Annotated in this window: 28 protein-coding genes, 1 tRNA gene and 3 pseudogenes; 28 read left to right on the top strand and 4 right to left on the bottom strand. The window is 46.5% G+C overall.

What is annotated here, in order from left to right; genetic code table 11:
- Nucleotides 1-112 precede the first annotated feature (112 nt).
- The 5 genes from LC084_RS00220 (at nt 113) to LC084_RS00240 (ending at nt 3,363) form a co-directional block, all read left to right on the top strand.
- Nucleotides 113-188, top strand: a tRNA-Thr gene (locus LC084_RS00220).
- Between the two features lie 165 nt (nt 189-353).
- The gene (locus LC084_RS00225; protein ID WP_226568377.1) at nt 354-1,568 is read left to right on the top strand and encodes a tyrosine-type recombinase/integrase; all 1,215 of its coding nucleotides are present in this window, start codon (nt 354-356) and stop codon (nt 1,566-1,568) included.
- A gap of 146 nt (nt 1,569-1,714) precedes the next feature.
- A complete protein-coding gene (locus LC084_RS00230) occupies nt 1,715-2,380 on the top strand; it encodes a hypothetical protein (RefSeq protein WP_226568379.1) in 666 nt (221 codons plus the stop codon).
- A 179-nt stretch (nt 2,381-2,559) separates the two neighbouring features.
- Entirely contained in the window at nt 2,560-2,772 is a 213-nt protein-coding gene (locus LC084_RS00235; protein WP_226568381.1) for a helix-turn-helix transcriptional regulator, read from the top strand.
- 21 nt (nt 2,773-2,793) lie between these two features.
- Nucleotides 2,794-3,363 carry a BRO-N domain-containing protein gene (locus LC084_RS00240; protein WP_226568382.1) on the top strand — a complete coding sequence of 190 codons (570 nt, stop codon included), beginning with the start codon at nt 2,794-2,796 and terminating at the stop codon, nt 3,361-3,363.
- Nucleotides 3,364-3,411: 48 nt separating this feature from the next.
- Here the strand turns inward: LC084_RS00240 and LC084_RS00245 are convergent, their stop codons facing one another.
- On the bottom strand, nt 3,412-3,591 hold the full coding sequence (locus LC084_RS00245) for a hypothetical protein (RefSeq protein ID WP_226568384.1): 180 nt from the start codon (nt 3,589-3,591) through the stop codon (nt 3,412-3,414).
- 129 nt (nt 3,592-3,720) lie between these two features.
- Between LC084_RS00245 and LC084_RS00250 the strand changes: the two genes are divergently transcribed.
- From LC084_RS00250 to LC084_RS00310, 13 genes and pseudogenes are all read left to right on the top strand, one after another.
- Nucleotides 3,721-3,909: a host cell division inhibitor Icd-like protein gene (locus LC084_RS00250; RefSeq protein WP_226568386.1), complete on the top strand. Its 189-nt coding sequence runs from the start codon at nt 3,721-3,723 to the stop codon at nt 3,907-3,909.
- A complete protein-coding gene (locus LC084_RS00255; protein ID WP_226568388.1) occupies nt 3,902-4,777 on the top strand; it encodes a site-specific integrase in 876 nt (291 codons plus the stop codon). Before LC084_RS00250 ends, LC084_RS00255 begins: the two co-directional genes overlap by 8 nt.
- The gene (locus LC084_RS00260; protein WP_226568390.1) at nt 4,774-5,037 is read left to right on the top strand and encodes a nicotinic acetylcholine receptor subunit beta; all 264 of its coding nucleotides are present in this window, start codon (nt 4,774-4,776) and stop codon (nt 5,035-5,037) included. Before LC084_RS00255 ends, LC084_RS00260 begins: the two co-directional genes overlap by 4 nt.
- A complete protein-coding gene (locus LC084_RS00265; RefSeq protein ID WP_226568392.1) occupies nt 5,034-5,246 on the top strand; it encodes a hypothetical protein in 213 nt (70 codons plus the stop codon). The genes LC084_RS00260 and LC084_RS00265 overlap by 4 nt, the downstream gene beginning before the upstream one ends.
- Nucleotides 5,243-5,446 carry a hypothetical protein gene (locus LC084_RS00270; protein ID WP_226568393.1) on the top strand — a complete coding sequence of 68 codons (204 nt, stop codon included), beginning with the start codon at nt 5,243-5,245 and terminating at the stop codon, nt 5,444-5,446. Before LC084_RS00265 ends, LC084_RS00270 begins: the two co-directional genes overlap by 4 nt.
- A 9-nt stretch (nt 5,447-5,455) precedes the next feature.
- Nucleotides 5,456-5,770, top strand: a complete 315-nt coding sequence (locus LC084_RS00275) for a DUF4222 domain-containing protein (RefSeq protein WP_226568395.1) — start codon at nt 5,456-5,458, stop codon at nt 5,768-5,770.
- Entirely contained in the window at nt 5,767-7,530 is a 1,764-nt protein-coding gene (locus tag LC084_RS00280; RefSeq protein ID WP_226568397.1) for a DNA primase family protein, read from the top strand. The genes LC084_RS00275 and LC084_RS00280 overlap by 4 nt, the downstream gene beginning before the upstream one ends.
- 414 nt (nt 7,531-7,944) lie before the next feature.
- On the top strand, nt 7,945-8,118 hold the full coding sequence (locus LC084_RS00285; RefSeq protein ID WP_226568398.1) for a hypothetical protein: 174 nt from the start codon (nt 7,945-7,947) through the stop codon (nt 8,116-8,118).
- Entirely contained in the window at nt 8,115-8,903 is a 789-nt protein-coding gene (locus tag LC084_RS00290; protein WP_226568399.1) for a hypothetical protein, read from the top strand. The genes LC084_RS00285 and LC084_RS00290 overlap by 4 nt, the downstream gene beginning before the upstream one ends.
- 49 nt (nt 8,904-8,952) lie before the next feature.
- Nucleotides 8,953-9,444: a DNA-binding protein gene (locus LC084_RS00295; RefSeq protein ID WP_226568400.1), complete on the top strand. Its 492-nt coding sequence runs from the start codon at nt 8,953-8,955 to the stop codon at nt 9,442-9,444.
- Nucleotides 9,445-9,948: 504 nt separating this feature from the next.
- Nucleotides 9,949-11,496: an RNA-directed DNA polymerase gene (locus tag LC084_RS00300; RefSeq protein WP_226568401.1), complete on the top strand. Its 1,548-nt coding sequence runs from the start codon at nt 9,949-9,951 to the stop codon at nt 11,494-11,496.
- Between the two features lie 348 nt (nt 11,497-11,844).
- A pseudogene (locus LC084_RS00305) lies at nt 11,845-12,097 on the top strand (Arm DNA-binding domain-containing protein); the annotation flags it as partial.
- 117 nt (nt 12,098-12,214) lie between these two features.
- Nucleotides 12,215-12,370: pseudogene (locus tag LC084_RS00310) on the top strand (integrase core domain-containing protein); the annotation flags it as partial.
- Nucleotides 12,371-12,389: 19 nt separating this feature from the next.
- On the opposite strand, the gene LC084_RS00315 reads toward LC084_RS00310, so the two are convergent.
- Nucleotides 12,390-13,289, bottom strand: coding sequence for a LysR family transcriptional regulator (locus tag LC084_RS00315; RefSeq protein ID WP_226568402.1), 900 nt, complete (start codon nt 13,287-13,289; stop codon nt 12,390-12,392).
- Nucleotides 13,290-13,379: 90 nt separating this feature from the next.
- Here LC084_RS00315 and LC084_RS00320 point away from each other — a divergent pair, with 90 nt between their 5' ends.
- The 5 genes and pseudogenes from LC084_RS00320 to LC084_RS00340 form a co-directional block, all read left to right on the top strand.
- Nucleotides 13,380-14,519, top strand: a complete 1,140-nt coding sequence (locus LC084_RS00320) for an alanine racemase (RefSeq protein ID WP_226568403.1) — start codon at nt 13,380-13,382, stop codon at nt 14,517-14,519.
- Nucleotides 14,520-14,619: 100 nt separating this feature from the next.
- Nucleotides 14,620-16,092, top strand: coding sequence for an aldehyde dehydrogenase family protein (locus tag LC084_RS00325; RefSeq protein WP_226568404.1), 1,473 nt, complete (start codon nt 14,620-14,622; stop codon nt 16,090-16,092).
- A gap of 54 nt (nt 16,093-16,146) precedes the next feature.
- A complete protein-coding gene (locus tag LC084_RS00330; protein ID WP_226568405.1) occupies nt 16,147-17,478 on the top strand; it encodes an NAD(P)/FAD-dependent oxidoreductase in 1,332 nt (443 codons plus the stop codon).
- Between the two features lie 47 nt (nt 17,479-17,525).
- Nucleotides 17,526-17,909 carry a RidA family protein gene (locus tag LC084_RS00335; RefSeq protein ID WP_226568407.1) on the top strand — a complete coding sequence of 128 codons (384 nt, stop codon included), beginning with the start codon at nt 17,526-17,528 and terminating at the stop codon, nt 17,907-17,909.
- A gap of 43 nt (nt 17,910-17,952) precedes the next feature.
- A pseudogene (locus LC084_RS00340) lies at nt 17,953-18,195 on the top strand (transposase); the annotation flags it as partial.
- A 203-nt stretch (nt 18,196-18,398) separates the two neighbouring features.
- On the opposite strand, the gene LC084_RS00345 reads toward LC084_RS00340, so the two are convergent.
- Both LC084_RS00345 and LC084_RS00350 read right to left on the bottom strand, forming a co-directional pair.
- Nucleotides 18,399-18,746 carry a hypothetical protein gene (locus LC084_RS00345; RefSeq protein WP_226568409.1) on the bottom strand — a complete coding sequence of 116 codons (348 nt, stop codon included), beginning with the start codon at nt 18,744-18,746 and terminating at the stop codon, nt 18,399-18,401.
- Nucleotides 18,733-19,245, bottom strand: coding sequence for a hypothetical protein (locus LC084_RS00350; protein ID WP_226568410.1), 513 nt, complete (start codon nt 19,243-19,245; stop codon nt 18,733-18,735). Before LC084_RS00350 ends, LC084_RS00345 begins: the two co-directional genes overlap by 14 nt.
- Before the next feature lie 676 nt (nt 19,246-19,921).
- Between LC084_RS00350 and LC084_RS00355 the strand changes: the two genes are divergently transcribed.
- From LC084_RS00355 to LC084_RS00375, 5 genes are all read left to right on the top strand, one after another.
- Entirely contained in the window at nt 19,922-21,517 is a 1,596-nt protein-coding gene (locus LC084_RS00355) for an FGGY-family carbohydrate kinase (protein WP_226568411.1), read from the top strand.
- Between the two features lie 20 nt (nt 21,518-21,537).
- The gene (locus tag LC084_RS00360; RefSeq protein WP_226568412.1) at nt 21,538-23,193 is read left to right on the top strand and encodes a signal transduction protein; all 1,656 of its coding nucleotides are present in this window, start codon (nt 21,538-21,540) and stop codon (nt 23,191-23,193) included.
- Between the two features lie 4 nt (nt 23,194-23,197).
- Nucleotides 23,198-24,130 carry a dihydrodipicolinate synthase family protein gene (locus tag LC084_RS00365; RefSeq protein ID WP_226568413.1) on the top strand — a complete coding sequence of 311 codons (933 nt, stop codon included), beginning with the start codon at nt 23,198-23,200 and terminating at the stop codon, nt 24,128-24,130.
- A gap of 15 nt (nt 24,131-24,145) precedes the next feature.
- Nucleotides 24,146-25,192: a sialidase family protein gene (locus tag LC084_RS00370; protein ID WP_226568414.1), complete on the top strand. Its 1,047-nt coding sequence runs from the start codon at nt 24,146-24,148 to the stop codon at nt 25,190-25,192.
- Between the two features lie 121 nt (nt 25,193-25,313).
- The gene (locus tag LC084_RS00375; protein WP_226568415.1) at nt 25,314-26,663 is read left to right on the top strand and encodes an MFS transporter; all 1,350 of its coding nucleotides are present in this window, start codon (nt 25,314-25,316) and stop codon (nt 26,661-26,663) included.
- Nucleotides 26,664-26,698: the final 35 nt, after the last annotated feature.

A 26,698-nucleotide genomic window follows, 5' to 3' on the forward strand; every position in this document is an offset into this window, starting at 1 on the left:
ATAGCCGGGGTGATGCAAAAATAGCCGTTTGATTCACAGAGTTATTGACGCATCCCCCGGTTAGTTTTAACCTTGCAGCCCGTGAGTTACGCTCGTAACCACATCCAGCAGTGCCGATATAGCTCAGTTGGTAGAGCAGCGCATTCGTAATGCGAAGGTCGTAGGTTCGACTCCTATTATCGGCACCATTTCAACGTCTCCCTAAGTCTACTAAAGTTCACTGAAACCCCTTATAATCTGCGATTTACAGCCCCTTTTAGTATTTCTACGTCTACTAAAGTTCCCTGAAATCTACGATCGTTTGGGGGTACTTATGGGGGTATATGCTGTTCGGTCTAGAGGAGGTACCCCCAGTGAAACTAAACGCCAGGCAGGTGGACGCCGCCAAACCTAAAGATAAGCCTTACAAGCTGGCTGATGGTGGTGGTTTGTATCTCCTGATTAAACCTAATGGCGGCAAATACTGGCGGCTCAAGTATCGTGTAGCCGGCAAAGAGAAGCTGTTAGCGCTGGGTGTGTATCCTGAAGTCACATTGGCCGATGCTCGGGCAAAACGTGTAGAAGCCAAAAGGGGTATCGCTGGGGGTATCGATCCTATGGAAGCGAAACGGGAAGAGAAGATTGCCCGTGAAACTCAGTTAAACAATACCTTCAAAGATATTGCCCATGAGTGGCACAGCAGCAAACTAAAAAAATGGTCTGCTGGGTATGCTTCAGACATCCTGGAAGCTTTCAACAAAGATGTGTTCCCTTACATTGGCAAAAAACCAATAGCCGAAATCAAGCCGCTTGAACTGTTGAATGTGCTGCGGCGCATTGAAGGGCGCGGCGCTACAGAAAAGGCAAAAAAAGTTAGGCAGCGCTGCGGGGAAGTTTTCCGTTACGCAATAGTCACCGGCCGTGCTGATTATAATCCCGCCCCGGATCTAACCAGCGCGATGCAAGGGCATGAGTCCAATCATTATCCTTTCCTCACACCGAAAGAATTGCCTGATTTTTTCAAGGCGTTGTCAGGATATACAGGAAGCGCGTTAGTAGTTTTGGCCGCTCGTCTGCTGATTATCACTGGCTTGCGTACTGGCGAACTCCGCGGGGCATTTTGGGATGAAATCAATACCAATAAGGCGGTCTGGGAAATACCAGCCTCACGCATGAAAATGCGTCGCCCTCATGTGGTGCCGTTGTCCAGGCAAGCTCTTACGCTTATTGGCCAGCTCCAAGAGCTAACAGGCAATTACCCGCTTATGTTCCCTGGCCGTAACGATCCGCGAAAAACAATGAGTGAAGCCAGCATCAACCAAGTCTTTAAGCGGATTGGCTATGACGGAAAAGTCACCGGGCACGGTTTCAGGCACACCATGAGTACCATCCTGCACGAACAGGGCTACAACACCGCATGGATAGAAACGCAGCTGGCACACGTCGACAAAAACTCTATTCGAGGTACGTACAACCACGCTCAATACATAGACAGCCGCCGTGAAATGCTTCAATGGTATGCCGACTATATGGAGGCGTTGGAAAACGGCGAAAATGTAGTGCATGGAACGTTTGGGAAAAGCGCTTAACTGTATGTATAGACAGTGCTAATTGACAGTAGTAGACTTCGGTAGACGAACAAAGAACAGGCTATGTCTAGGTTGATCCCCGAAAATCCGTACACCTCTGCGGACTGGCATAGCCGCTCAAATAAAAGAGGGCGTGAGGTGACGTAATGTTCAATTTACCGGTCCATATTGGACGCTTGCGAATTGTATCTTTAGATCAGGCAGCCTTAGTTATGGCTGGAATATCTGAAAAGGTTGATAGCGTCCAAAAAGCAGTAGAAGGGAATTATATAGGACATGAACAGGCATCTATTTACAAGGAAACTATCATACAAGCCATTCAGCTAAAGGAAATAAAGCCACTTCAAGCTTTCAAATTAGCCGATTATAAATATGGTCTTCCTGAGGTCGTCAGATTAAAAGTAGATATTGAATCTATAACTCTCGATACCCCGATTGTTAATGCAACCTTCCTCGCAAAGGATATCTGGACTTGGGTTGCTAACGAAATCGATAGCGGTTTAAGGATGATTGATAGTCACTCCACGGATTTAGATTCCGAGTCGCTCAATGAAGATTTACACGAACCTACCCAATGGGGCAACTTTGCTGGCAAGGATACAGCACTGAAACTGATAGCCGGAATGGCAATTGCTCTCGAGAAAAGCCAGGGGAAATATCTACGTGGTGGTAAATTAAATAAATCTGAGGTGGCAAGGACTGCGACGAAACTGATTAATGACCATGGAGACGGTATCGACGTAACCAGTAAGGCACTGATAATGTTGATAGATGAAGCACTAGAGCTTCATGCTTCCAAAATCTCGAAGTAAAGACTTCCAAAACTAACGGCGCACTTCCAAACCTCATTTTACAGGTTCTAAAAAACCTGTAAAACCGATCAATTCACGCAGTTGTCACTTCCAATTAAAATCGTACCCACTTCCACACAGGTAATCTGATATCTGGTTGAATTTATCTCGTACACCACAATAGACGTTACGAGGTAAAGATGTCCCACTCTTTAATCAGATTAGCTGAAGTACAAAAACGTACTGGTTACAGCAAGGCTTGGATTTATCGTCTTCTTAAAGACAATCGCTTCCCTAAATCGGTCAAGATTGGTTCTCGAGCTATCGCCTTTGTCGAAAGCGAAGTTGACGAATGGATAAGCCAGCGTATCGAAGAACGTGATGCGTTAATTTCCACAAAACCTCAACTGTAACTTAGCCCGGGAAAACTAATTATGACTATTAAAAATGCCCACGCCGGGCAGGGTTTTGCTTACCCTGAAAACAGCAGCGATGATATTTCGGTTATTAAATTTGAGGATGCAAAAGTACGTATTGTTAAGATCCTGGGCGAGCCATGGTTTATAGCTGCAGATGTATGCGCAGCTCTGGAAATAGCTGATCACAAGGTTGCTTTGCGGCGTCTGGATGATGATGAAAAGGGGGAGTGTTTAATACCCACCCCTGGCGGAAAGCAGACTATGCGAACTGTATGTGAATCAGGGTTCTACAAACTGATCTCACGTAGTCGCAAGGCGACTACTCCCGGCACCTTTGCGCACCATTTCAGTAATTGGGTATTTCGCGAGGTGATCCCCTCAATCCGCAAAACTGGCTCTTATGGTGTGCCGTTCGTGTTCCTGAACGACTTTAGCCAGCGTATGGCAGCTTATCAGCAGGAGGCCAGCAAACGCGGGTATAAGTTGCAGCAGTGTAAAGGAGTAAAAGAGGCTCTTGAGCGGGAGGAGAGCCAGCTATGGCGTAAGTATCAGCCCGAGCTATTGAAGGAAAATGGCGATGAATAAAAAGGCGGGAAGAAGCCGGGATTTTTACCCGGCAGAAAGCGTGTCTAATCAGCCCCTTGGCTCGATCCCACGCTGCTGGAGTTCCTTGCGAACAATTCTCTTAAGCCATGCGGCTAGAGATTCATCACCATCTTGCTGTTGCGCTCGTTCCATCATCTCTCGAAGCTCTGGATCAAGCCGAAATTGGAATGGCGGATTACCACGTCTCTCGTTTTTGTGTGTTGACACGTTAATTACACCCGATGTAATGTGTTTATGTGTGATGACACATTACACACAGAAGTTAAAAAAAACAACGCCCCGAAGTGCGGGAACACTTTCAGGGCGTCTGACCACAACGTTAGAGGTACTAACATTATGGCTTGCACTAAGTCTACCCAAACACGCCCTGAATTTACATGGCGTTTTCTCACCCTGGGTGAATTCACAAATCAGATCGTCAACGTTACTGCTTTCACCGAACATGAAGCACGCGAAAAAACGCCTGCAGGATGTGTCTGTATTCTGGCGTGTCGTTTTCGTCTTAAGGAGGTACAGCATGTTTAACCTCCAGACCCTGACAGCAAAAGCCCGTGAGTTGCGCGGCAACGTAGTAAAAGCCACTACCACTAAAGGTACCCGCACCATGACCCCCGTTTACGAACGGGAAGAACAGCGCAAACTGCGCGAACGTATCCAGCAGACCCAACCAGAGTGGGTGTTGCTCTGGTGGGATATCTCGACCGTTACTGGCTGGCGTACCAGCGATGTATGCAATTTCCGATACTCCTGCATTAACTGGGAAACGGGTACCGCCACAATTATCGTGGCCAAACAGACCAAGGCTGCAGAAGCCAGGGCGACCCGAAAAGGGATCGAAATGGTTCGCCAGCAGCGTAAGGACGCAGCCAGAATGGCCGGTGACCACATCGCGTATATGCACTGGGACAGCGTGAGCTGTGACGAACTCGCCGCTGGCATGACCGACGAGGAACAGGCGATAGTGTTTGAGCTGGTGGCCAGGGCGGAAGTTAAACATGACACCAAACAGTTACCGCCAGGCATTATCAAAAGACTGCAGGAACGCCTTGAACGTAATCTGATTGATGATGATTTGGTATTCAGTCGCAGCCAGATTGAAAGTAACCGTTGTGCCCGTCTGGAAGGTAGCGTAACCCGGCAGACTGTCTGGAAGAAACTGCACAACGTAATGGTGTGGTTCACACGCGTAGTAAATACGCGTCTGCGTCTCAGTGCTTACTCCAGCCGCAAAATTGCCGCCTTTAATCTCATGTCTGCCGGCGGCGAACAGGGCTTACTCGTCGCCTCTGAAATGCTGGGACACAGCAACCCGGCAATCACCCGAACTTATCTCCAGTTAGGCAGTAAAGCCTCCGCTATTCAATCCCGGCTGGCCATGGAGGTATCAGTGTGACTGTTGATCTCTTATATCGCCACCCAGGTGAGCAAGAAGCTGTTGCCCTGTTAACCCGTAAACAGCCTTATCCGGCTACGTTTACGCTTTCTGAACGTACATCTGAGCGATTAAACCGCGTACGGCATGGTCTGACACACGTTATGACTGACTTACTGCCGGTGCTGGATAAAGAACAGTATGAAGAGCTGTACTGCTGGCTGGATAAAATCCTGGTGATTATCGACGCGACGTTACTGGATGCGGAGGGACAGGCATGAAGATTGCCTTAATGGATGCAGAATGCCGTGTCAGACAGGCTCTGGCTGTACTGGGTATCTGGCTTGAGGTACAGCGAAATGATAATGAAACCAGACAGTTGATTGCATCCGTGCAAACACTTCTTACTGGTGTGCCGGAATCAATTGACCAGGCAGAAAATGAGCTGACTGAATTCACTGCACTTCGGTTACGGGAGGGTAACGAATGAACCCTGTCTATGATCTGGTGCGCCGGGCAGACGGTAAAAACGTTTTCAGTTTTCCGGCTGGTGGCCGCTATCTGGTGGATACGTCGAACGGACTGCAGTCGATGCGCCCCCTCATGGAAGACGAAATTGTTTTCACCGTGGAGAGTGCCGCCCGCTTTCTGAGCAAGATTGGTTATCAGGTAATCCCGCCGACAGCGTGAGGTAAAAATATGACGATGAAAAATCCCGGCTTTGCTGCTGGTGGCCGCGCTCACCCTGAAATCAGGCCGGGTGATAAATGGAAAGACCGCCAGGGTAAAACCGTAATTATCGAAAGTTATCAGTCCAGCATGGTGACGTATTGCCGTGAGGGATACAGCTCACCGTGTTTTTGTACGCCCGAAAGAATGGCCCGGGAATTTACGTTTTTATCTTCTGCACCATTACCCGGGGGAAAAGATATCGAACGGGTAATGCAGGTAACAGGAACAGAAAGAATCAGGGTTATACGTGAAATTATCAGGGAGCGGGGTGGCAAAAAATGAAAAATGCACCAAACGTAAAAAAACTACCGGCTGACCTTATGGAAGAGGCCATTATTTTTGCCGGGGCCGATGCCTGGACGTTTGCGAAAGCGTGGGAGGAAATGAACCCAATAGGCGATACCGTTCCCCCGGTCGTTCTTGATAAAAAGCAACTTGCTGAGTTGGAAAATATCCGGATTGTTGATGAAGGGCGTCGTTATGTTCGCGTATGTCGTGGTGGCCAGCTGACTGAAAGACAGATAACCATGATTGCCACCAGACTGGCTCTTGCTGGTGTGGAACGTGCTCAACTGTACTCCGAAGGGTATGAATTACTGGAAGACTGGACAGGGCAACTGCCCCGCCTGAAAGCAGAGGCAGAAGCGGGTAACAGTATGGTTATTGACCGGCCCGGTGTCGGGGTGAACCTGCGGGATTTGGCTGATAATGAAAAGGCGCTCATTCTGGCTGAACGCTTTGCCGGTATTGCCATTCATGAGGACAGTGAGGGTGTTTATGCCTACCGTGGTGGCATATGGGAAAAAACATCACTACTTGAACTCAGTCGCGAAATGGTGGCTATTTATAACGAAAATAAGACTAATTTCAGCAAACGTGCAATTAATAATGTCATTGATGCCCTGAAAATCGTGATCCCCATAATGGGGGAGCCACGGCGCAGTTTAATCCCCTTTGCCAACGGTGTTTACGATATGGAAAGCGGGATGTTCTCAGAACACCGCCAGGATAACTGGCTGACTAACCATAATGGCGTGACCTATACGCCGGCAGTGCTGGGCGAAAATCTGCGTGACCACGCGCCTAACTTCCATAAATGGCTAAGTTACACATCAGACAGAGACGCACTTAAGATGCAGCGTATTGCTGCTGCGCTCTTTATGGTGCTGGCGAACCGGTACGACTGGCAGTTGTTTCTTGAAATAACCGGGGAAGGTGGCAGCGGGAAAAGCGTTTTTACACATATCGCCACAATGCTGGCCGGCGCACACAATACCGCCAGCGGAAATATGGCATCACTCGACAGCGCCCGGGGACGGGCGCAGTTCGTCGGCAAGAGTATGATTACGCTGCCTGACCAGCCCAAATATTCAGGGGAAGGGACGGGCATAAAAGCGATTACCGGCGGGGATGCCGTGGAAATCGACCCGAAGCATGAACACCAGTACACCGCAGTGCTGAAGACGGTTGTTGTGGCCACGAACAACACCCCGATGATTTTCACTGAACGTGCCGGCGGTGTTTCCCGGCGCCGGGTGATTTTCCAGTTTAACCGGCGTGTCAGTGAGGAAGACAAGGATCCGGACCTGGCTGGTAAAATATCGGCTGAAATTCCGGTGATTGTCCGCCGGCTGCTGGCGAACTTTTCTGACCCGGAAAAAGCGCGGGCACTGCTGCTTGAACAGAGGAACAGCGAGGAAGCACTGGAGATTAAACAGAAAACGGATCCGCTGTACGCCTTCTGTGCCCATCTTAATATGCTGAACGACTGCGTGGGTATGCTGGTGGGTAACCGTAACCCGCCTTTCTATCCGCGCGTTTACATCTATCACTCCTATCTTGCATTCCTGGAGGCCTACGGGTTCGACAGACCACTGACGCTGAATAAATTTGCCGAAGGAATGGTAAGCGCCATGCGGGAGTTTAATCACGAGTACCGCAAGGAGAGAAAGACACGGGGCGTGGTGACGAACGTCGAGCTTTCCGAAAGTGCAGAGGACTGGCTGCCGCCGGTACATCCCCTGGCCGGTCAAAAGAAATGACAGTTCGGATAAACAGGACTAAAGGTGTTCATAGTGTTCATAAACCTTAAAAAGTAACTGTAAATCAACTGGATAAACTATGAATACCTTTGCTAAAGGTGTTCATAGGGTATTCATAGTGTTCATCGCGGGCTGTCACCGGATGGTTGTTCAATAAACAAAAATATGAACACCATGAACACTTAAAACCCCCGTATGTAGACCGGTGTTCATAGTCTAAATATTTGTTTTTAAGGTGATTTATTTTGATTATGAATACCATGAACACCCTGAAAGCAAATTCCTTAAAACACGCTGACTCACTGACTGTTGTACATCCCGCCAGTTTGATTATCATCGTTTCATAAATCGCAATAATAATGTTGGTTATTGCGATATTTGAATGTCTGTAACTGACCTGAACATGGAGGCACTGTGAAGAAAGCTAATGTAAAACCCGTTCTGTTGAACGGGATGCAGATTGAGGCTCTGAAAGTCATTCAGGAGCAGGAGCGCCAGAAGTCGGGATTTGGTATTGCGCCATCAATCCATGATGTTGCGCGAAAAGTATTTGATGCCGGATTGTCTAAAATGGAGGCCGGGCAGTGAGCTACGAAATTAAGATTGGTCAACACAGCATCCAGCTGGCAGGCTATGCCGGCATGGTCAATGCGCCAGCCATGAAGATGGCAGCACTGTACCGTGGCATGGTCAGTGCCCTGACAGGGCTTCGGGTAACGGCACAGCAGGCAGAGGCAGAAGCTGATTTGCTGGACGCCATACGTAACGATCCCGACCTGAATGAACAGGCTAAAACCCGCCGGGCGGGGGAAGCCAGGAACCCGGACACACTCAGGGCATTTTCTAAAGGTGTGGTTGAAGTAAATGAACAGGCCGCCAATATTATGGACTACCTGCATAACCAGCTGGAACCGGTAAAGCCCCTTTCCGGGGATGATGTTCAGGGCTTTATGCGTGACAGTGAAATGCGCCAGGCATTTGTCCGCATGGACCGGGTCAGCCAGGAAAAAATGCTGATGGCTATGCACAATGGTAAGCACCCGGACCTGGCTGATGCTTTGCTTCGTGCTCATCCCATTTGTTCAGGACTGACGGCAGAGCAACTTAAAAGGCTGGCATTTTCCCGGATATCAACAGACAACACTGAGGTAATCAGTTCGGTGGCAGAGCTGATTGCGGCAGTCATTAAAGATATTTCTCAGATAACCGCAGTCCGGACCTGGTATGCCAACCTGGTGTTTGGAACCCACGACGATCCAAACCTCGTTTTACCAAGAATGACCAGCCTGACAAAACTGGATGAGTATGTTGGGTCAATGATGAAAATCAGCCAGCGACAGGGGAAACAACCGAGTGAGACACAGGCCGCCTGAATGGCGGCTTTTTTGTCACCGGGAACAGGTTAACGGAGAGTAATCAGCGATGTTATTAAGCAAATCTGCTTATGCCAGACACATGGGCGTAAGCCGGCAGACGGTGTACTCCTGGGCTGCCCGGGGCAGTATCGTACTGTCTGGTGATAAAGTTGATGTTGACGCATCACTGGCCAGACGAAATGCTGTCGCAGCCGCCGGCGTTCACCGGACTGAAATGACCTGGGCACAGGCGGCTGTATGGGTATGGGGGCATGATGGTGGCGAACTTTCTGATGGTGTGGAAGGTGGCCAGAGGGTTGAGGCTGCAGCCACTGAGCTGGGTTTTGATATTCAACACGAACCTGATGAGCAATTACTCATTTTGTTTCGACTGGATGAAGAAACCCACAGCTTTTATGGCAAAGACCGTGTGGCAGGCGCTTTACGTTTCCTCCGTTCTGAGCTGGCCTACGTTGCCACAATGCACCCCGATACGCTGGATGACTGGAACAAAACTGGTTTAATGTCACTCTGCCTGCTGGACGACGAAAAACTGTAAACCCCCCAGCCCCTCAAACTTGACACTTTTTCGCGAGAAACTGGGAAAAGTGTCAACCCAACCTAACGGATCCTGACGCCTACGAACAGCAGCTACAGCAGAAGTGTAAAGGGCTGGCGTTGAGATTTGCTGAGCCTTGGCTGTTAGCTTTTGTTAATCCTGATGCGAAGCTGGGTAGGTGTCAGCCTGTTATGTTTTGTTATGCCTTACTAGGGGAAAGTGTTAACCGCTACTGCTTCAGAAAGCTTCAGTTGCAGATCCTTGGCAGCACCTGTCAAAACTTGTCATCCGTCGGCATAGCCAGCGGGAATTTTGGCTCTGAACGATCTAAGTTACAGTTGATGTGATCAGTTAATTTTATCTGATCCATCCAAATTTAACTTAAGTTCCACTTTAACAAGAGACAACCTAACAAATCGGAGGTGAATTCTTTGTTGATTTGATAAATGAAATGTGGCATGAATGTTTTTTATTTGAAATTTCAACGATAAAGGATCTCGTTTTATGAAATTAATTACTGAAATGGAAGCTGATGAAGCTAAGGACTTTTTCTTAAAACATAATAGCTATTGCAGTTTTCCACTGCCCGTTTACTTTGACTTTTCCCCGCTTTTAGATGCAGTAGATAAATCACTTAAAAGAAAACGAAATGGCATCAAGGATATTGGATATAAAAAAGCATGTGAATTCGAGGATGTTAATTACACTCTCCAAACTAATAAGGATGGTCATTATTCGTGGAGGCCATTTGATTTAATTCACCCAGCAATATATGTTCATCTGGTAAATAAAATAACCGAGGAGGATGCTTGGGAGTTATTACTTGAGCGATTTTCTGTTTTTAGTCTCAATGATAAAATTACCTGTGCAAGTTTACCGAGAGAGTCTGATAATGAAGATGTTTCTGATAATGCTGAAACAGTGTCAGGATGGTGGCGAGATGTAGAACAAGCATCCATCAATAAGGCCTTAGACTTCAAGTATTTATTTACTACAGACATAGCAAATTTTTATCCATCAATTTATACGCATTCTATTCCTTGGGCAATACATACAAAAGAAGAGGCCAAAGGTATTAGAGGTGATGATGCGAATCTCGGAAATCGCATCGATCACGCATTAAGACAGATGCGTTGGGGGCAGACAAATGGCATCCCACAAGGTGCCGTTCTGATGGACTTTATTGCAGAAATAATCCTCGGTTACGCTGATGAATCTCTAACTGAGAAGTTAGAAGAAGAAGATATTACGGAATATAATATTATTAGATATCGCGATGATTACCGGATTTTTACACAAAGTAAAGAGGATGCTGAGGCAATAGCGAGACACCTAACTGTAATTCTACAAAAATTGGGTCTTCAACTTAACGCTTCTAAAACATCGCTTTCCGAGGATATAATTCTCAATTCGATGAAAACGGACAAGCAAGAAGCTTTAATGCTTTTTGGGAAAAATGTGTACGCCACAACTATTCAAAAAACGCTGTTAAAACTTTTAATTTTTTCACGGAAGTATAAAAACTCTGGGCAACTCCCTAAATATCTCTCTAAAATAAATAAACGTTTGGAACGGATGAATGAATTAAAAGAAGATGTTTTACCGATAATAAGTATAATTACAGATATAATGGTTAACAATCCACGAACTTTTCCGTCATGTGCATTAGTTCTTAGTAATGTACTGAAATTTGTGGAAGAAAATGATCAAAAAATTGAGCTGTTATCGCAAATTAGAAGTAAATTCGAGCCTGTCTTGGGAACCGGAATTTTAGATATCTGGTTGCAGCGAATTTCTTATCACATTGATAACTCGATAGATTATGATGAGAAGCTTTGCTCTGTTGTATCTGGTGAGTATGATGAGCCCCATGAGCAAATATGGAATTCAGAATGGATTACCGACAACAATTTTAGAAATGTCGTTTTAGCTACAGAGTTTATCGATTCAGATGAGCTTGAAAACTGTGAGTCAGTAATACCAGAAGATGAGGTTGTACTTTTCCCGTATGACCATGAGTTTGATGATGAAGATCTCGATGATGAAGATTAAACATTATAATATGTTATGAAATTGCTGGAGTAATTCTAGTTAAGGGGATATCCCCTTAACTAGAATACTGCGGGGGTATACAAAGTGGTCTGGGGGTACTTTTGGGGGTATGTTAAAAGGTGTTACGATAAAAAATAATTAAAAATCAAAGCTATACTGTGTTATGATGTGTTCCTATTATCCCATTTCAACTTCCCCAAACGTCCGTGTTCATCAATAAATCCTCTGATTTATAACGATTTTTCCGCTTTTTAGTCCATCATCGTCCGTAACCATCCAGTAGAACCCGATACCGAGTGCGTACAGGATTGTGTATATGTTCCTGTTCGGTCCTGGATTCCTATACACATGCCTTTAAACGATATGCAGATTCGCCGCGTCTATACACTTGGAGATGGGCAATGGTCCTTATTGCTTATTGAACCTAATGGAAGCAAGAGTTGGCGGTTCCGTTATCGTTTTGCCGGTAAAACAAAAAATGATCTCGCTTGTGGTTTACCCGACGATCATTCTCGCCGATGCCCGTTCCCATCGTGACGATGCCCGAAAACTGGTCGCGGAAGGAAAGAACCCGAGTGAGGTTCGAAAAGAGCAGAAGATTGTGTAAGCATCCCTGCAATCCGGACCATTCACTTTTAGAGATCTTCCGACATACTGTATATGTCCCCTGAGGAGATCACCATGCGTAAAGCCCGATTCACCGAATGCCAGATCATTGCTGTTCAGGATCCTGAATGAAGCGAGGAAAATCACAGAGCGCTGGCTAACGGAATACAACAGTGAGCGGCCCCATAAATCCCTGAATAACCTGACGCCGGAAGAGTACCGGCTGATGGCTGAAACCCCGGAAATCTCAAAAAGTGCGTGGAACTAAAATAGGTATGCTTACACTGTCACCATCGCAATTCTTTAAAATGTTCTTTCAGATAATCAATAAATTTTTGAGTGCGAGCGGGCCTGTTTTTTTCACGTTGTCCGGTTAATGCAACAATATTTGCCTCAGGTAGCGAGAACTCTTCAAGTAGACTGATCAGGGTTCCATTTTTAAGTGCAGAGCTAACATCCCATTCTGAACGGACCATAATTCCCATTCCATCAAGGGCCCATCGTTTAATAGCCCGACCGTCATTACTTGCAAGTCTCGGGCTGATCCGAACCAAAATCTCTCCTTCCTTACTGGTAAACTTCCAGCGCGTTACATCTTCACTGTTTTCTCTCAACACCAGGCAGCTGTGGTTTTTCAGTTCATTTGGATGACTGAGAGCACCAACTTGCGATAAGTAAAGCGGGGAGGCGCACAAATATCGGCGGTTATCAGCGATCTTAGTGCAGTACAGAGAGGTATCCCTGAGATGACCAATGTAAATTACCACATCCCATTTTTCTGTCTGCATCCAGTTGGGGTTATCAGAGAGGGTGAGGTCTGCGGAGAGTTCTGGATAACGAGCAGTAAATTCCGCTAACAAAGGAGCAATATACTCCGTTCCAAACCCCAGCGGTGCCAGCACGCGTAACACACCTGTTACTTTTCCTTTTTTGATGTCGATAGTTTCCTGAAGCGCGTCAATCTCAGCGATTATCTTCTGCGCATTTTTAAAGAGTATTTCCCCTTCCTCGGTAAGTCGTACCTGTCTTGAAGGTCTCTGAATAAGGCGTACACCAAGTTTCGCCTCAATATTTTGCAGGCGCTGTGTGACAGAAGGTGGCGTAATATCCAAAAATCTGGATGCAGCGCTCAACGAATTACTGGTCGCTACCACACTAAAGAAACGAAGGTCATCGCTGTTGATCATTAGGATGTAACCTAATTAGTAATTGGGTTTGGTTGCATTTTAAACATATTTGCGAGGTGAGAGAATCATCTTATGTAAACGGAGATGACTATGACTACATCTAACAGTAGAGAAGCTACGCAAACCCCCTATTTGTTGCTTGAAGAAGCAAAGATTAAAAAAAATGTCGCCAGTCTGTACGATCATATTAACAAGCTCGGGTGTTATGTCCGCCCTCATCTGAAAACATTGAGAAGCTTACAGGCCGCATCGCTACTGCTTAAAGATCTAAGCTCACCTGCAACAGTTTCTACTCTGGCAGAGGCAGAAGCTTTTGCCTCCGCGGGCTACCTCGACTTGTTATATGCAGTGGGTATTGAACCTCACAAACTGGATCGCGTCATTGAACTGTCGAAAAATGGGGCAACCATCCATATTCTTCTGGACAGCGTTACGCAGGCAAAAGCGGTTGTTGAGTGCGCAGCAGAAAGAGAATTTCAGTTCTCTGCATTTATTGAAATCGACTGTGACGGTCATCGTGGCGGTATCCTCCCGGACAATGCGTTGCTACTGGAGATAGGGCGCATACTTGAATCCGGAGGAGTGAGTGTAACAGGTGTCTTAACCCATGCTGGCGAGTCTTATCACTGCCAGACTCAGGCAGAGATACAAAAAGCGGCCAGAAATGAATGCCTGGCGGCATTAACAGCAGCCAGACATTTGCGTGAAGCGGGTATCCGCTGTCCTGTCGTAAGCGTGGGGTCAACACCCACCGCTCATCGTGTTGATGACCTGAGCGGCATTACCGAAGTCCGCGCAGGTGTATTTTCAACATTCGATTTATTCATGAAAAACGTTGGCGTCTGCACTACAGAGGACATTGCCATCTCTGTGGTGACAACTGTCATCGGACATAATCTGGAAAAACGGTGGCTGTTTGTCGATGCAGGATGGATGGCACTGTCTCGTGACAGAGGTACTGCATCACAGGTTGAGGACTACGGTTATGGCCTTGTGTGTGACATGGAAGGAAAACCGCTCAATTACACAGTTGCATCAGTCAGTCAGGAGCATGGGATCGTCATATTACCGGAAGATGATAAATGTGGCCCCGAAAATTTCCCTCTGGGTACACGGTTACGCATCTTGCCTAATCACGCCTGTGCCACTGCATCCATGCACGACGTATACCGAGTAAAACAGAACGATGAAGTTGATCTGCAATTATGGGATCGCATCAGAGGCTGGTAATTTTTTATCAGCTGCCGCTGCAGCCTCCTGATTCATATATTACATGTGCGGCAGCTCAGGCTTCTGCACCACTTGTCAGACAATCAAATAAGGCGGAACTATGTCCAGCTTTGATCCAGATAGTGTTGGTTTATCTTCAGGCCATTTTGTTGACGGCGCATTCACTGTAGCAAAAGGAGAGACCTTATCCGTTATGCGGCCTTCTGATGGCAAATGCTATGCAGAGATCAATAATGCAGAAGCTGGGCTTGTCGATCAGGCCGTCACCGTAGCGGAAGAAAAACGTAAATCCAGCGGATGGTCCTCATGCTCTCCTCGTGAGCGGGGGGCTGTTCTTCGTCGCTGGGCCGATTTGATTGATGCCGATATTGAATATCTGGCAAAGCTTGAAGCTGTAGGATCAACTCGTCCTATTTCCGACGTCATCAGTCATGAAGTGCCCTTTACCGCTGAGGCCCTGCGTTTTTATGCTGAGTGTGCAGATAAATTCAGCGGCGACGTTTTCCCTACCCGTCAAGATAGTCTGGGAATGTTAATTTCCGAACCATATGGGGTAATTGGTGCTATTACTCCATGGAATTTTCCACTATCAATGGCGTCATGGAAGTGCGGGGCTGCCCTCGCTTCCGGAAACGCAGTGGTACTTAAGCCTTCTGAACTGACTCCTTTTTCAACGGCCCGGTTTGCTGAGCTCGCAGTAGTAGCCGGGCTGCCTGCTGGCGTGCTGAATGTGGTGCAGGGCAGTGGGCAGACGACGGGTAACGCTTTAGTTTCCCATCCGCTCGTGAGAAAGATTTCGTTTACCGGCTCAACAGAAACGGGGGCAAAGATAATGTGTCAGGCTGCGTTATCCGGCACTAAGCCTGTCACCCTGGAGTTAGGTGGGAAAAGTCCTCAACTGGTGTTTGATGATGCCGGTGATGTAGATGAAATCGCAGAGCGCATTTTTCTTGGCTTTACAACAAATGCTGGGCAGGCCTGCGTATCAGGTTCCCGGTTGATCATACAAAAAGGGATAGCAAACGCAGTCATCGACAAACTGGTGGAGATGTGCCAGCAGCCTGTTCCCGGAATGACCTGGAATGCTGAGACCCGATACTGTCCTTTAATCGACCGTCGCCAGGGTGAAAAGGTTCATTCAATCGTGTCAGCATCAGTGCAGGCAGGTGCAGAACTCATCGTGGGTGGTAAAAGATTTGAGGACACGGCTGAGGGATGGTTCTGGCAGCCGACATTACTCGGGAACGTATCGCAAGACAACATAGCCGTACAACAGGAAATTTTCGGGCCTGTTCTGACCATCCAGATATTTGAAAACGAAGAGGAAGCCATTGCTCTGGCCAAACATGATATTTATGGCCTTTGTGCTGGTGTGCATACTCTAAACCTTCAGCGGGCCATGCGCCTGATGCGAACCCTTGACGCAGGCACAGTCTGGATTAACCGGTACAGAAGAACGAAAGATTTCATTATTCCAACCGGGGGATTCCAGGGATCAGGTATGGGTAAAGATTTGGGCAGACAATCATTTGAATCCTGTATGCGTCAGAAAAGCGTTCTTATCGATTTTTAAATGGCGCGGCCGAACAAGCTCGCATGTCCCTGTATATTGAAAAGAGAAGAATCAATGCCTACACCGCTTAAATTAATCCAGGATAGTCTGCATTTTCCGGACACTGCCGATGTTGTGATAATTGGTGGGGGAATTGTGGGCGCCGCTACTTGCTGGGAACTCACGCGTAAGGGGTACCGGGTTGTACTGCTTGAAAAAGGACTGGTAGGTGCAGAACAGTCCGGGCGAAATTGGGGCTGGTGTCGTCAGCAGAATCGAGATGAGCGAGAATTGCCTCTTATCATTCACGCTCTGCAACGTTGGCGGGAACTCAACGATGAGACTGGCGAGGAACTGGGATACCGTGCTACCGGGCTTGTATACGCTACCCAGAATGAAAAAGAGATAAGCACTTGGGATGCCTGGGGGAAAATGGCCAGCCAATATGGAATAAAGAGCAATATATTGAATGCAGAGCAGGCCAAGCAGCTGACCCCGGGCAGTATCACAAGCTGGAAGGGAGGGGTACATTCTCCCGATGATGGTCACGCGGATCCTTCTATGGCTGCTCCTGGACTGATGGCGGCTGCTGTAAGAAAGGGGGCTCTTCTTTTTCAGCGATGTGCGGTGCGCGGGTTGGATATTTCTGCTGGTAAAGTCAGCGGTGTGATCACTGAACGGGGACTAATCAAAACTGAAAGAGTCGTCTGTGCCGCGGGCGCATGGAGTTCGCTTTTTTGCAGGCGTCATGGCATTGACTTGCCGATGGGAAATGTTATTGGTACGGCTTTCCGTACTCTTCCGGCCCCTCCCCTGATTACAACGCCTTTTTACACAGAGTCATTTTCCTGCAAGCCCCGTCTGGATGGGGGATATACGGTTGCACTTTCAGGTGCCGGAAGGTTGGAACCCGGATTTCAGAGCTTAAGGTACGCAAAGCAGTTTTACCCACTCTATAAAGCACGTCGTATGAATCTGTCCTTCAAGGTTAGGCTTTCCTCATTTATTCAGGGACCTGAAGCTCTGGCTTACTGGGCTATGGATAAAATATCGCCCTTTGAAAAAATACGCATACTGGACCCAGACGTATCAGAAAATGTTGTACAAATGGGTCTTGCGGCAATGGTGAAGGAATTTCCTGCACTGGCGGGCCTCAGAGCTACTCAATCATGGGGAGGATTGATTGATTGCGCTCCAGATGACGTCCCTGTCATTTCGGCCGTGCCCTCGCTTCCTGGCCTTATATTGTCATGCGGATACAGTGGGCACGGATTTGGCATCGGTCCAGGAGCCGGACGACTGACGGCTGATCTTGTTGCTGATGATTCACCTGTTGTTGATCCGCATCCTTTCCGTTATTCACGCTTGTTTGAAGCCAGTACACGAAAAGTGTCCAGCACTATGTGAGCTGTTTTTTTTAGCTGGTGCAATAAGTAAATTCCAGAGGAGTTAAAATGAGCGAAGACATTCTTTGTACGGATAGAATCGACTGTCCTCCGGCAGGTCATTATTCCCACTGTTGCACGATGTCAGGAAGCATCTATGTTTCAGGGCAGCTTCCTGTCACTGGAACCGGAGTTATGCTCAGTGGAAAGCCGTTTGAATTACAGGCAAAACAGGTCCTGCAGAATCTTGAGGAGTGTCTGAAAGCTGCAGGCTCTTCAAAAAACAAACTGGGGATGGTAAGAATTTACCTGACAGATATTTCTGACTGGCCGCTTTTTAACAGTATTTATGCCCAGTGGCTGGGAGACCATAAACCGGCACGCGCTATTTTGGGTGTTTCCGAATTGCATTATGGAGTCAGTGTCGAGATCGAAGCAGTAGCAGCTGCGTAGGGCTGATGTAGATCTTACGCAGCAATAGTGGACACGCGACTAAGTGAGTAAACTCTCAACCAGTAAGAATCCGCGTAAGCAGCATTAAGCCCGAATTTCGTGACGAAGCCCAGAAGCTTGCTGAACGTATCGGTGTGGCCGCAGCAGCCCGCGGACTCAGTCTGTACGAATCCCAGCTCTACAACTGGCGAAGCAAACAGCAGAATCAGGCAACCACCTCTGAACGCGAGAGCGAACAGGCTGCGGAAATTTCCCGTCTCAACGCCAGTTGGCAGAAAAAGACGAGGGGAATAACTGCAGTAAAGTGTGAAAAGATAAAACTAAGTCGGAAAATACTTTTTAGAAAATGCCATAGAGTGGCATCAAATGGACACAGCCATGATGTCGGAGGATAGGCCTCCGGCATCATGAAAACATTCAGAATAAAATTTTATGCCATCGGTATACCGTTAACTTTATGACTGAACACCCTTTTATCAGATAGCTAAATCACTTTTCGGTATAGTGATAGGCTGACACTATTCCTTTATCTGAAAAATCTATTGTGAGAAACTGCTCTCTGTCTTTAATAATAGGTATAACCAAATAAATACTACGGTCTGTTATTTTGGAATAATAAACCCAGTGTGTTGAAGTATTGTAATTTTCTGTATTTACTGGAGTTCCTAATTTGATCAAAACGTCTTTTCGGCTCGTCACTTCAGGAGTGATTATATTTCTAATCTCTTTCTCAGAGTATTCAGATAACCGCGTCTCTTTTGTTCGGTCAACATTTGAGGCACAAGCGGTAATTATAATGCAGATAATGCCAATGGTAATTGATTTAATCCAGATCATTTTTAACATCCTTCTCAACGTAAATTTTATTAATGTTATCAAATGCGACTTCATTCAAATAAAGAACGCAGTACCCGCTTTTATCACTATAACTAATACGTGCCTCATAAATTTTTCTCTTTTCTGGCGTGAACTCAAGGCTTATACTGCAACCTTGATATGTATAGTGCCGAATCGCTGTTTTTTCATCAGGGATTAGAAATGTTTCAAAATAATCCTGGTCATATTTTTTGCCAGTCACTTTGGGTAGCCCAATATCCTTTGTTGAACCTAAAGAAAGATTTACGTAACGGCTATGTTTTAACACCCAACCACCATTTTTCTTACCCGAAGCATCGGTTTGATACAGGCCAAAGCTCATGGGCGGGCCAATAAGGCGAATTTTAGCTACATCAGCACTGTCTGGTGGCGGCATGTATTGTTTCTGCTCGGGGAAAAAAGTATTACAACCTGAAATAATTAATATTATAGGAATTAAAAAGTAGCTTAAAATTTTCATGATGAATCCTTATTAAAGCATGACGTATTATGAAAGAGTGTTATTTTTTCCTGGCCAGGTCGGAATGACTTATCGTCATCCAACTGCACAGGAATTCAGGTTTATTGGAGAAGAACAATACTCACCGGTTTTTGATTTACTTGTGGGGGTGAGTAGAGAAAAATAAGTAGCGACTTACTGGTTTTCTCCACGAATAACGCGTGCTCGTAGTATTGTGTGCTGAAGGAAAGAACATCACGACTTAACCATATATCCTTAAAAGTTATCATTTCCTGCGTTCTTCGTTGAGTTTTAATCTTGTCTTGATGTATCGGCAGGATTTTGTATTTCTTGATTATTTTTTGCTGATAATCAGTGTACTGAACTGCCCAGATATATGATGTGCTTCGCACCATTCCTGATTCTGCACAATCACAGGAGACAACGACCCAAAGCAATTCGGGGCGTTGTTTATAACCATTACTCTTGAACGAAGAGTTGGTCACTACACCAGATTCAATCAGAAAAATCCCGCCGCAAGTGTGTATGAACACTGGCTGAAAGAATAAATATCCAAATTTATTAATGGGTTACATATCACTTTATGATTCGTATCACAAAAAAACAGTGAATAGTTTGTCGTCTTTCTTTGCCAGGTATAAATTGCTAACTCGAGTTAGCAAAAAGGTGGTACACCATGAGTGCGTCTTTTTTTATTGGCGTTGATGTTGGATCTGCGAGTGTCAGGGCGGGTATCTATGATGCTCAAGGGAGACGGCTAACCTTTGCTGTTCGTCCTATTGCCCAGTTCCACATAGCACCAAACCAGGTAGAGCAGTCATCAGAAGATATTTGGTCTTCTGTTTGCCAGGTTGTCCAAACCTGCGTCCAGAATGCGGGGGTTTCCCCTGAATCAGTATGTAGTATTGGTTTCGATGCTACCTGCTCTCTGGTTGCTGTGGGCGAAAAAGGAAAAGGAATTAGCATTTCTGAAACGGGTGATGAGAGCCATGACATCATGATGTGGATGGATCACCGTGCAACTTATGAGGCACAGAAAATTAATGCTACTCGCGATCCTGCCCTGGAATTTGTTGGCGGTGAGGTGAGCGTTGAAATGGAATTACCAAAAGTCTGCTGGCTTAAGCGCCATTTCCCTGAGCGTTACCAGCAAGCATGGCGTTTATTTGATTTGGCTGATTATTTGGTATGGCGGGCAACGGGCAATGATGTCGCAAGTGTTTGTACCTTAAGTTGTAAGTGGAACTATTTATCCCACGAAAAACGTTTCAGTCAGTCATTGCTGGAGCGAGTGGGGCTACCCGATTTACCCAAAAAAATACCTACCACGATTTTGCAACCGGGGGAGCTGGCTGGTTATTTACGTACTGATGTTGCACAAGCCTTCGGACTCACCACAAAGGTAGTTGTCGCAAGTGGGATGATTGATGCCCATGCTGGCGGTTTAGCGTTAGTAGGAAGCCAGCCAGAACATAACCTGGCTTTAATAGGCGGCACGTCCAACTGCCATATGTTAGTCAGTCCCCAACCAGTCAATGTCCCTGGCGTCTGGGGACCCTATTGGGGAGCTATGTTACCAGGTTGGTGGCTTAGTGAAGGTGGGCAAAGTGCCGCGGGGGCATTAGTTGAATGGACGTTACGCCAGAGTGATGCCTGGCCAGAACTGCACCATGAAGCAGAAAAGTCTGGAGAGAGTATTTACGCAATTGTTAATCGATGGGTTGATTCACTCGAGAAACGAGATATCTGGCCAACCGCGCAATTGCATGTACTGGCAGATCATCACGGTAACCGCTCACCGCGAGCGAATCCTCTCGCACGAGGTGCAGTTAGTGGTCTGACCCTGGAACAAGGAACAGATGCCCTGGCTCGCTACTATCTGGCCACGTTGCAGGCCATTGCTTACGGTACACGTCACATTATTGAAACTATGGCCCAGGCCGGGCATGTGATTACACAGCTTACAGTATGCGGTGGCGTTACGAAAAACCCAACATGGTTACGGGAGTACGCCAATATTACCGGGTTGGCTCTTCATTTATGTGCTGACGATGATGTTGTCACCTTAGGAGCTGCAATCACTGGTGCAGTTGCCTGTGGTGCGTTCAAAACACTTACTGATGCAGCAAAGGTGATGGTTCATCAGGGTGACATCATCACCCCAAACCCGTCTACGTTTGATTTCCACCAGGCAAAATATCAGGCCTATATAAAAATGTATGAACATCAACAGCATATCATGCGAAACATGCAGGCATGGTGTGAACAATAACGAATAACTAAGGAACTAAAATGTTGACACTGTCTCTTCCTGAACCTGTTGAACCTTTAGCTGCACAGAAAGGTGAAGTTCTCATGGTCACCAATGCCGATTTGCGTGAATCAGCAAATCAGGCGTGTTGGCCGGTGCAACAGGTGTTTGAAGAAAAACTACAATCGGCGCTAGAAAGGCTTGGTTATCGAATGGTTAGAGCACATACCATTGATAAAAAACGTGGTCATGGCTTTATTAGCAGTCAACGCGAGGGGAGTGATCTCTTTGCAAAAATTTCACCTGAATCCCCTGTTATTGTTTTGCTTACTGCATGGCAATACTCGCATCATCTTGCACCTTCTTTGGTACACCATAAGGGGCCTATTCTTCTGCTGGCTAACTTCGATGGCACCTGGCCGGGTCTGGTTGGAATGCTGTGTATGGCAGGAACACTGACAAGCCTTGGAAGATCTTATTCCAGATTATGGTCTGAACAGTTTGATGACGAGCTCTTCTCTCAAGGATTAAGCACCTGGTTACGCGATGGCGCATTGCACCACCCAGTAAACTATCTGCACGATATTGAACCGACCAATAAAGTTATGGCTACCTATGCGGGTCAAATGGGACGCCAGGTTGGAGAATACATCCTTAAGAACAAAGCTATTCTGGGCCTGTTCGACAGCTTTTGTATGGGAATGATTAATGGCGTCTTTCCCCAAAAAGCCATGATCGATATTGGTATGCCTATTGAATCTCTCTCTCAGTCAGCCTTATTAGTGGAAATGAAACAGGTTACTCCTGAATTGCGAGAGTCTTGCCTTAATTGGTATCAAAGCAGAGGGATGAAATTTAACTATGGGCACGATAGCGCCACAGAATTAACCCGAGAACAAGTTCTGGAGCAGTGCGCCATGATGATAGCGATGGCGCGGTATGTAAAACGTTTCGGGTTGTCGGCTATTGGCGTTCAGTACCAACAAGGACTGAAAGACAGTTGTGCAGCTTCTGATTTCGCTGAGGGAGCTATTGGTAACGCTGAACGTTTCCCGATACCTGATGAACAGGGCAATATCATTAAACCAGAACAGGCCATACCTTGCATTAACGAAGTGGACATGGGAGCCGCTATCCCACAAGTCATGCTATGGCAATTATTCACGGCATTTGGTCTGCCAGCTGAAACAACGCTGCATGACATTCGTTGGGGGAGTGAATACCAAGGGACATTCTATTGGGACCTGGAAATCTCTGGTGCAGTGCCTTTTGCTCACCTCAAGGGCGGTATTGCTGGTGCAACCGGGTATCGCCAGCCAGCCATGTTCTTCCCATATGGTGGCTCGACCATTACTGGGCAAGGGAAGGCCGGGCGTCTTATCTGGGCACGAGCCCACTATGAAAATACCAGCGTTGTAATGCATATCGGTACAGGTCATGCGGTTGAGTTACCGGAAGATGAATTTGAACGCCGCCGTCGGGCAACCAACTATGAATGGCCGTTACTCAACGCCGTACTGGATGGTGTAAACCGTGATGACTTAATGGCAGGTCACGAGAGTAACCACTTAGTTGTTGCTTATGTTGATGAGCTTGTTTTGTCTGATGTATTACGCGCTTTTGTCGCTCAGGCACTAACCCAGGGGATCCGCGTTAAGGTCGCGGGAAGTGCAATTCACTTACTCGAGCAGGAATAACACAATGATAACTGAAGCAGAAAAATACTCCGGAATTTGGCCGGTGATGCTTACTCCTTTTAATCACGAGAGGGAGATCGACTGGGATTCTCTGGAAAAACTGGTGGAATGGTATCTCAAGGCTGGTGTTCATGGGTTATTTGCCGCTTGCCAGTCCAGCGAAATGTTTTATTTGAGTGACAGCGAAGCACGCCATGTAGTGAATTTTATTGTTGATAAAGTTGCCGGGCGTGTTCCTGTCGTGGCATCAGGGCACACTGCGACGGGTATCAGCCAACAAATCGAACAACTTTGCGCAATGGCTGAAACAGGTATTGATGGGCTGATTCTGATAAGTAACCGGTTGGCTCAGGCAGACGAAACAAGCGACAAAGTATTGAGCACACTACAGCAGATGACTCAATCTTTGCCAGACAACGTTGATTTGGGCATTTATGAATGTCCTTTCCCTTATAAACGCCTGCTTTCTGACGATGTGGTGTCGTGGTGTGCGCAGAGCCAGCGCTTTACCTTTATTAAAGACACTTGCTGTTCCCTGCCAATTATTACACGGCGTTTAAAACTAACACAGGATAGCCGGCTACATATTGCCAACGCTAACAGTCAAACATTATTGGGGGCGTTCCGGCAGGGTTGTCAGGCATACAGCGGTGTCATGGCAAATTTTCATCCGGAACTGTACGTCTGGCTTTATGAACACTGGCAAACGGAACCCGAAAAGGCAGAAATTTTAGCGGATTACTTGTCAACAGCGGCGTTAGTAGAAAACCTGGATTACCCAGTTTGTGCCAAATATTACCAACAGAAGATAGGTAATTTCCGCGATTTCACTTGTCGTTCAAGGGGAAGTCAGACATGGAACAACAGTTTTTATCCTGAAGCCATAAACAGTATGGTTAGGTTGGGTGAAAGCCTGAAATTACAGTTAGCGCTGTAAATCTGGAACGCAAACATGTTACTAAAAAAACTGATCCAACAACCTATTATCCCGGAATGCAGTCTCGAACCAGGTCAATGCCACGCATCGACACTTGTTGCTTTGCCGGGTGGGGATGTCTTAGTTGCATGGTTTGCCGGTCATAAGGAAGGTAGCGACGACACTGCAATTTGGCTGGCAAGAAAACAAAAGGATACATGGTATTGCGCACAAAAGGTTGCAGCAGAGCAGGGCGTTCCTCACTGGAATCCAGTCTTATTTTGCACAGAAGAATGTGTCTGGCTGTTCTATAAAACGGGTAAAAATGTACACACATGGCAAACCCGGTATATCACCTCATCTGATGCTGGGAACACCTGGAGTCAACCTGCACTTTTGGTTCCGCAGGATACTCGTCCACGCGGCCCGGTAAAAAATAAGGTGCTAAAAACTTCCAGTGGTGCCTGGCTGGCTCCTGGGTCCATAGAAAACTCACTCCATTGGGATGCCTTTATTGACCGCTCTGAAGATAATGGTATGCACTGGATGATGTCAGAGGTCCCGTTCACACACCAGCTTCCGGCCAGTGAAACAGGCACAACATTATGGCAAGGTCTGTCAAACAATGCGCTATGGGAAAATAGTCTGTCACGGGTAATGCGGTGGGATGGGATTATCCAGCCTTCCCTCTGGGAATCTTCTCCTGGGCATATTCATATGCTTTTGCGTAGTACCCGTGGGTATATTTATCGCAGTGACTCAACAGACGATGGTAAAAACTGGTGTGAGGCTTATGCCACCTCGTTACCCAATAACAATAGTGGTATTGACCTTGCCAGTACGCATCGTCATAGCATCGTTTTGGCATGGAATCCGGTATGTGGAAATTGGGGGCGACGTTATCCTTTGTCTCTTAGTGTATCAACTGATAATGGTCAACAATGGTCTGCTCCCTTTGATATAGAAACAGATGAAGGAGAGTATTCATACCCGGCGATTATTTGTGAGGGAAATACTATTCATATGAGCTATACATGGAATAGAAAAAATATTGTTTATTGCCAGCTGCAACTAATGCATTAAAAATTAAGTAGTAGAAATAAATATAACATACTCCTGATCCTATACAAACTCACCCATTATTAATAAAGGGTGCGCTGGAAATGTATAATTATTTTCAGCGATATGCGAAGAGGCTAATATTATGTCGGTATCTCTTGACATTCCCGTGGTGAAAAACACGGCTCTCGATAAAGCAAGTATTCGCCGTGTGGTTATTTCCAGCTGGATCGGAAATACCATTGAATATTATGATTTCTTACTGTATGGACTGGCCAGTGCTTTAGTTTTCAGTAAAATTTTCTTCCCTAATGTCAGCCCGGTTGCAGGTTTGCTGGCATCCTTTGCAACATTTGGTGTCGGGTTTGTTGCCCGTCCTCTGGGCGGTATATTTTTCGGACATATGGGCGATACCTTGGGGCGAAAAATTACGCTGATGATAACGTTGGGTGGTATGGGAACTGCCACTTTTTTGGTTGGTTGCCTGCCATCTTACGATGCTATCGGTATTTGGTCGCCGCTTTTATTAGTTATTATCCGGTTTATTCAAGGGTTTCTTGTGGGGGGCGAATGGGGGGGCGCAATGTTGATGGTTGTTGAAAGTGCGCCAAAAAATCGCCGTGGTGTATTGGGATCCATCCCGCAAACAGGGGGGTTTTCCGGCCAACTCCTTGCAACAGGGGTGTTTGCTATCATGATGATGCTCCCAGAAGATCAACTGCTTAGTTGGGGGTGGCGGGTACCTTTCATGCTCAGTGTAGCTCTGGTATTGGTAGGGATGTATATGCGCCGCAGACTTGATGAAACCCCGGTATTTCAGGAAGTGCAACGCCAGCAGAAACATACATCACAGAAAAAACAGAAAGCAGAAAGCCCGGTTGTTGAAGTCGTACGCAAACAGTGGCGCAGTATTTTACTGATAATGGTTTTACGCTTTGCTGAAAGTGTCCCATTTTTTATGTGTACGGTTTTTGCTGTATCTTATGCTACTGGCACTTTGGGTGTGGAAAAACAAACAATGCTGGGCGTCATTATGGCAACCTGTGTACTTGCCTTTCCAATGCATGCACTTTTTGGTGCTATATCGGATAAAGTTGGTCGACGTCCTGTTTATATTTTTGGCGCATTGTGTGCGGCAGTTATGGCATTCCCATTTTTCTGGTTGCTGGAAAGTGATTCATTTATATTAATGGTTATTGGGTATGTCTTATTAATCAATATTGCGCATAACTCAATTAATTCTGTTCAGCCATCATTCTTTACTGAATTATTTGGTCCCAAAGTCCGTTATAGTGGCGCATCTATAGGTGCACAACTGGGAGCCATTGTCGCTGGTGGGTTTACACCTTTTATCGCTAAAGGGTTAACTGCGCTGGATAATAATAACTGGACTCTGGTCGCCACCTATGTCGTTATTGCTGCGCTGGTAGCCGCTTATGCAGCTTGGAAAGCACCAGAAACATCTAACAGGGACTTAACCAAAGACCCACAGTGATTAAATGCAAACCGGGGCACCCCCCCGGTTTTCTT

Origin of the sequence: Mangrovibacter yixingensis, assembly GCF_020523985.1 — a bacterium.
Classification (GTDB): Bacteria; Pseudomonadota; Gammaproteobacteria; order Enterobacterales; family Enterobacteriaceae; genus Mangrovibacter; species Mangrovibacter yixingensis.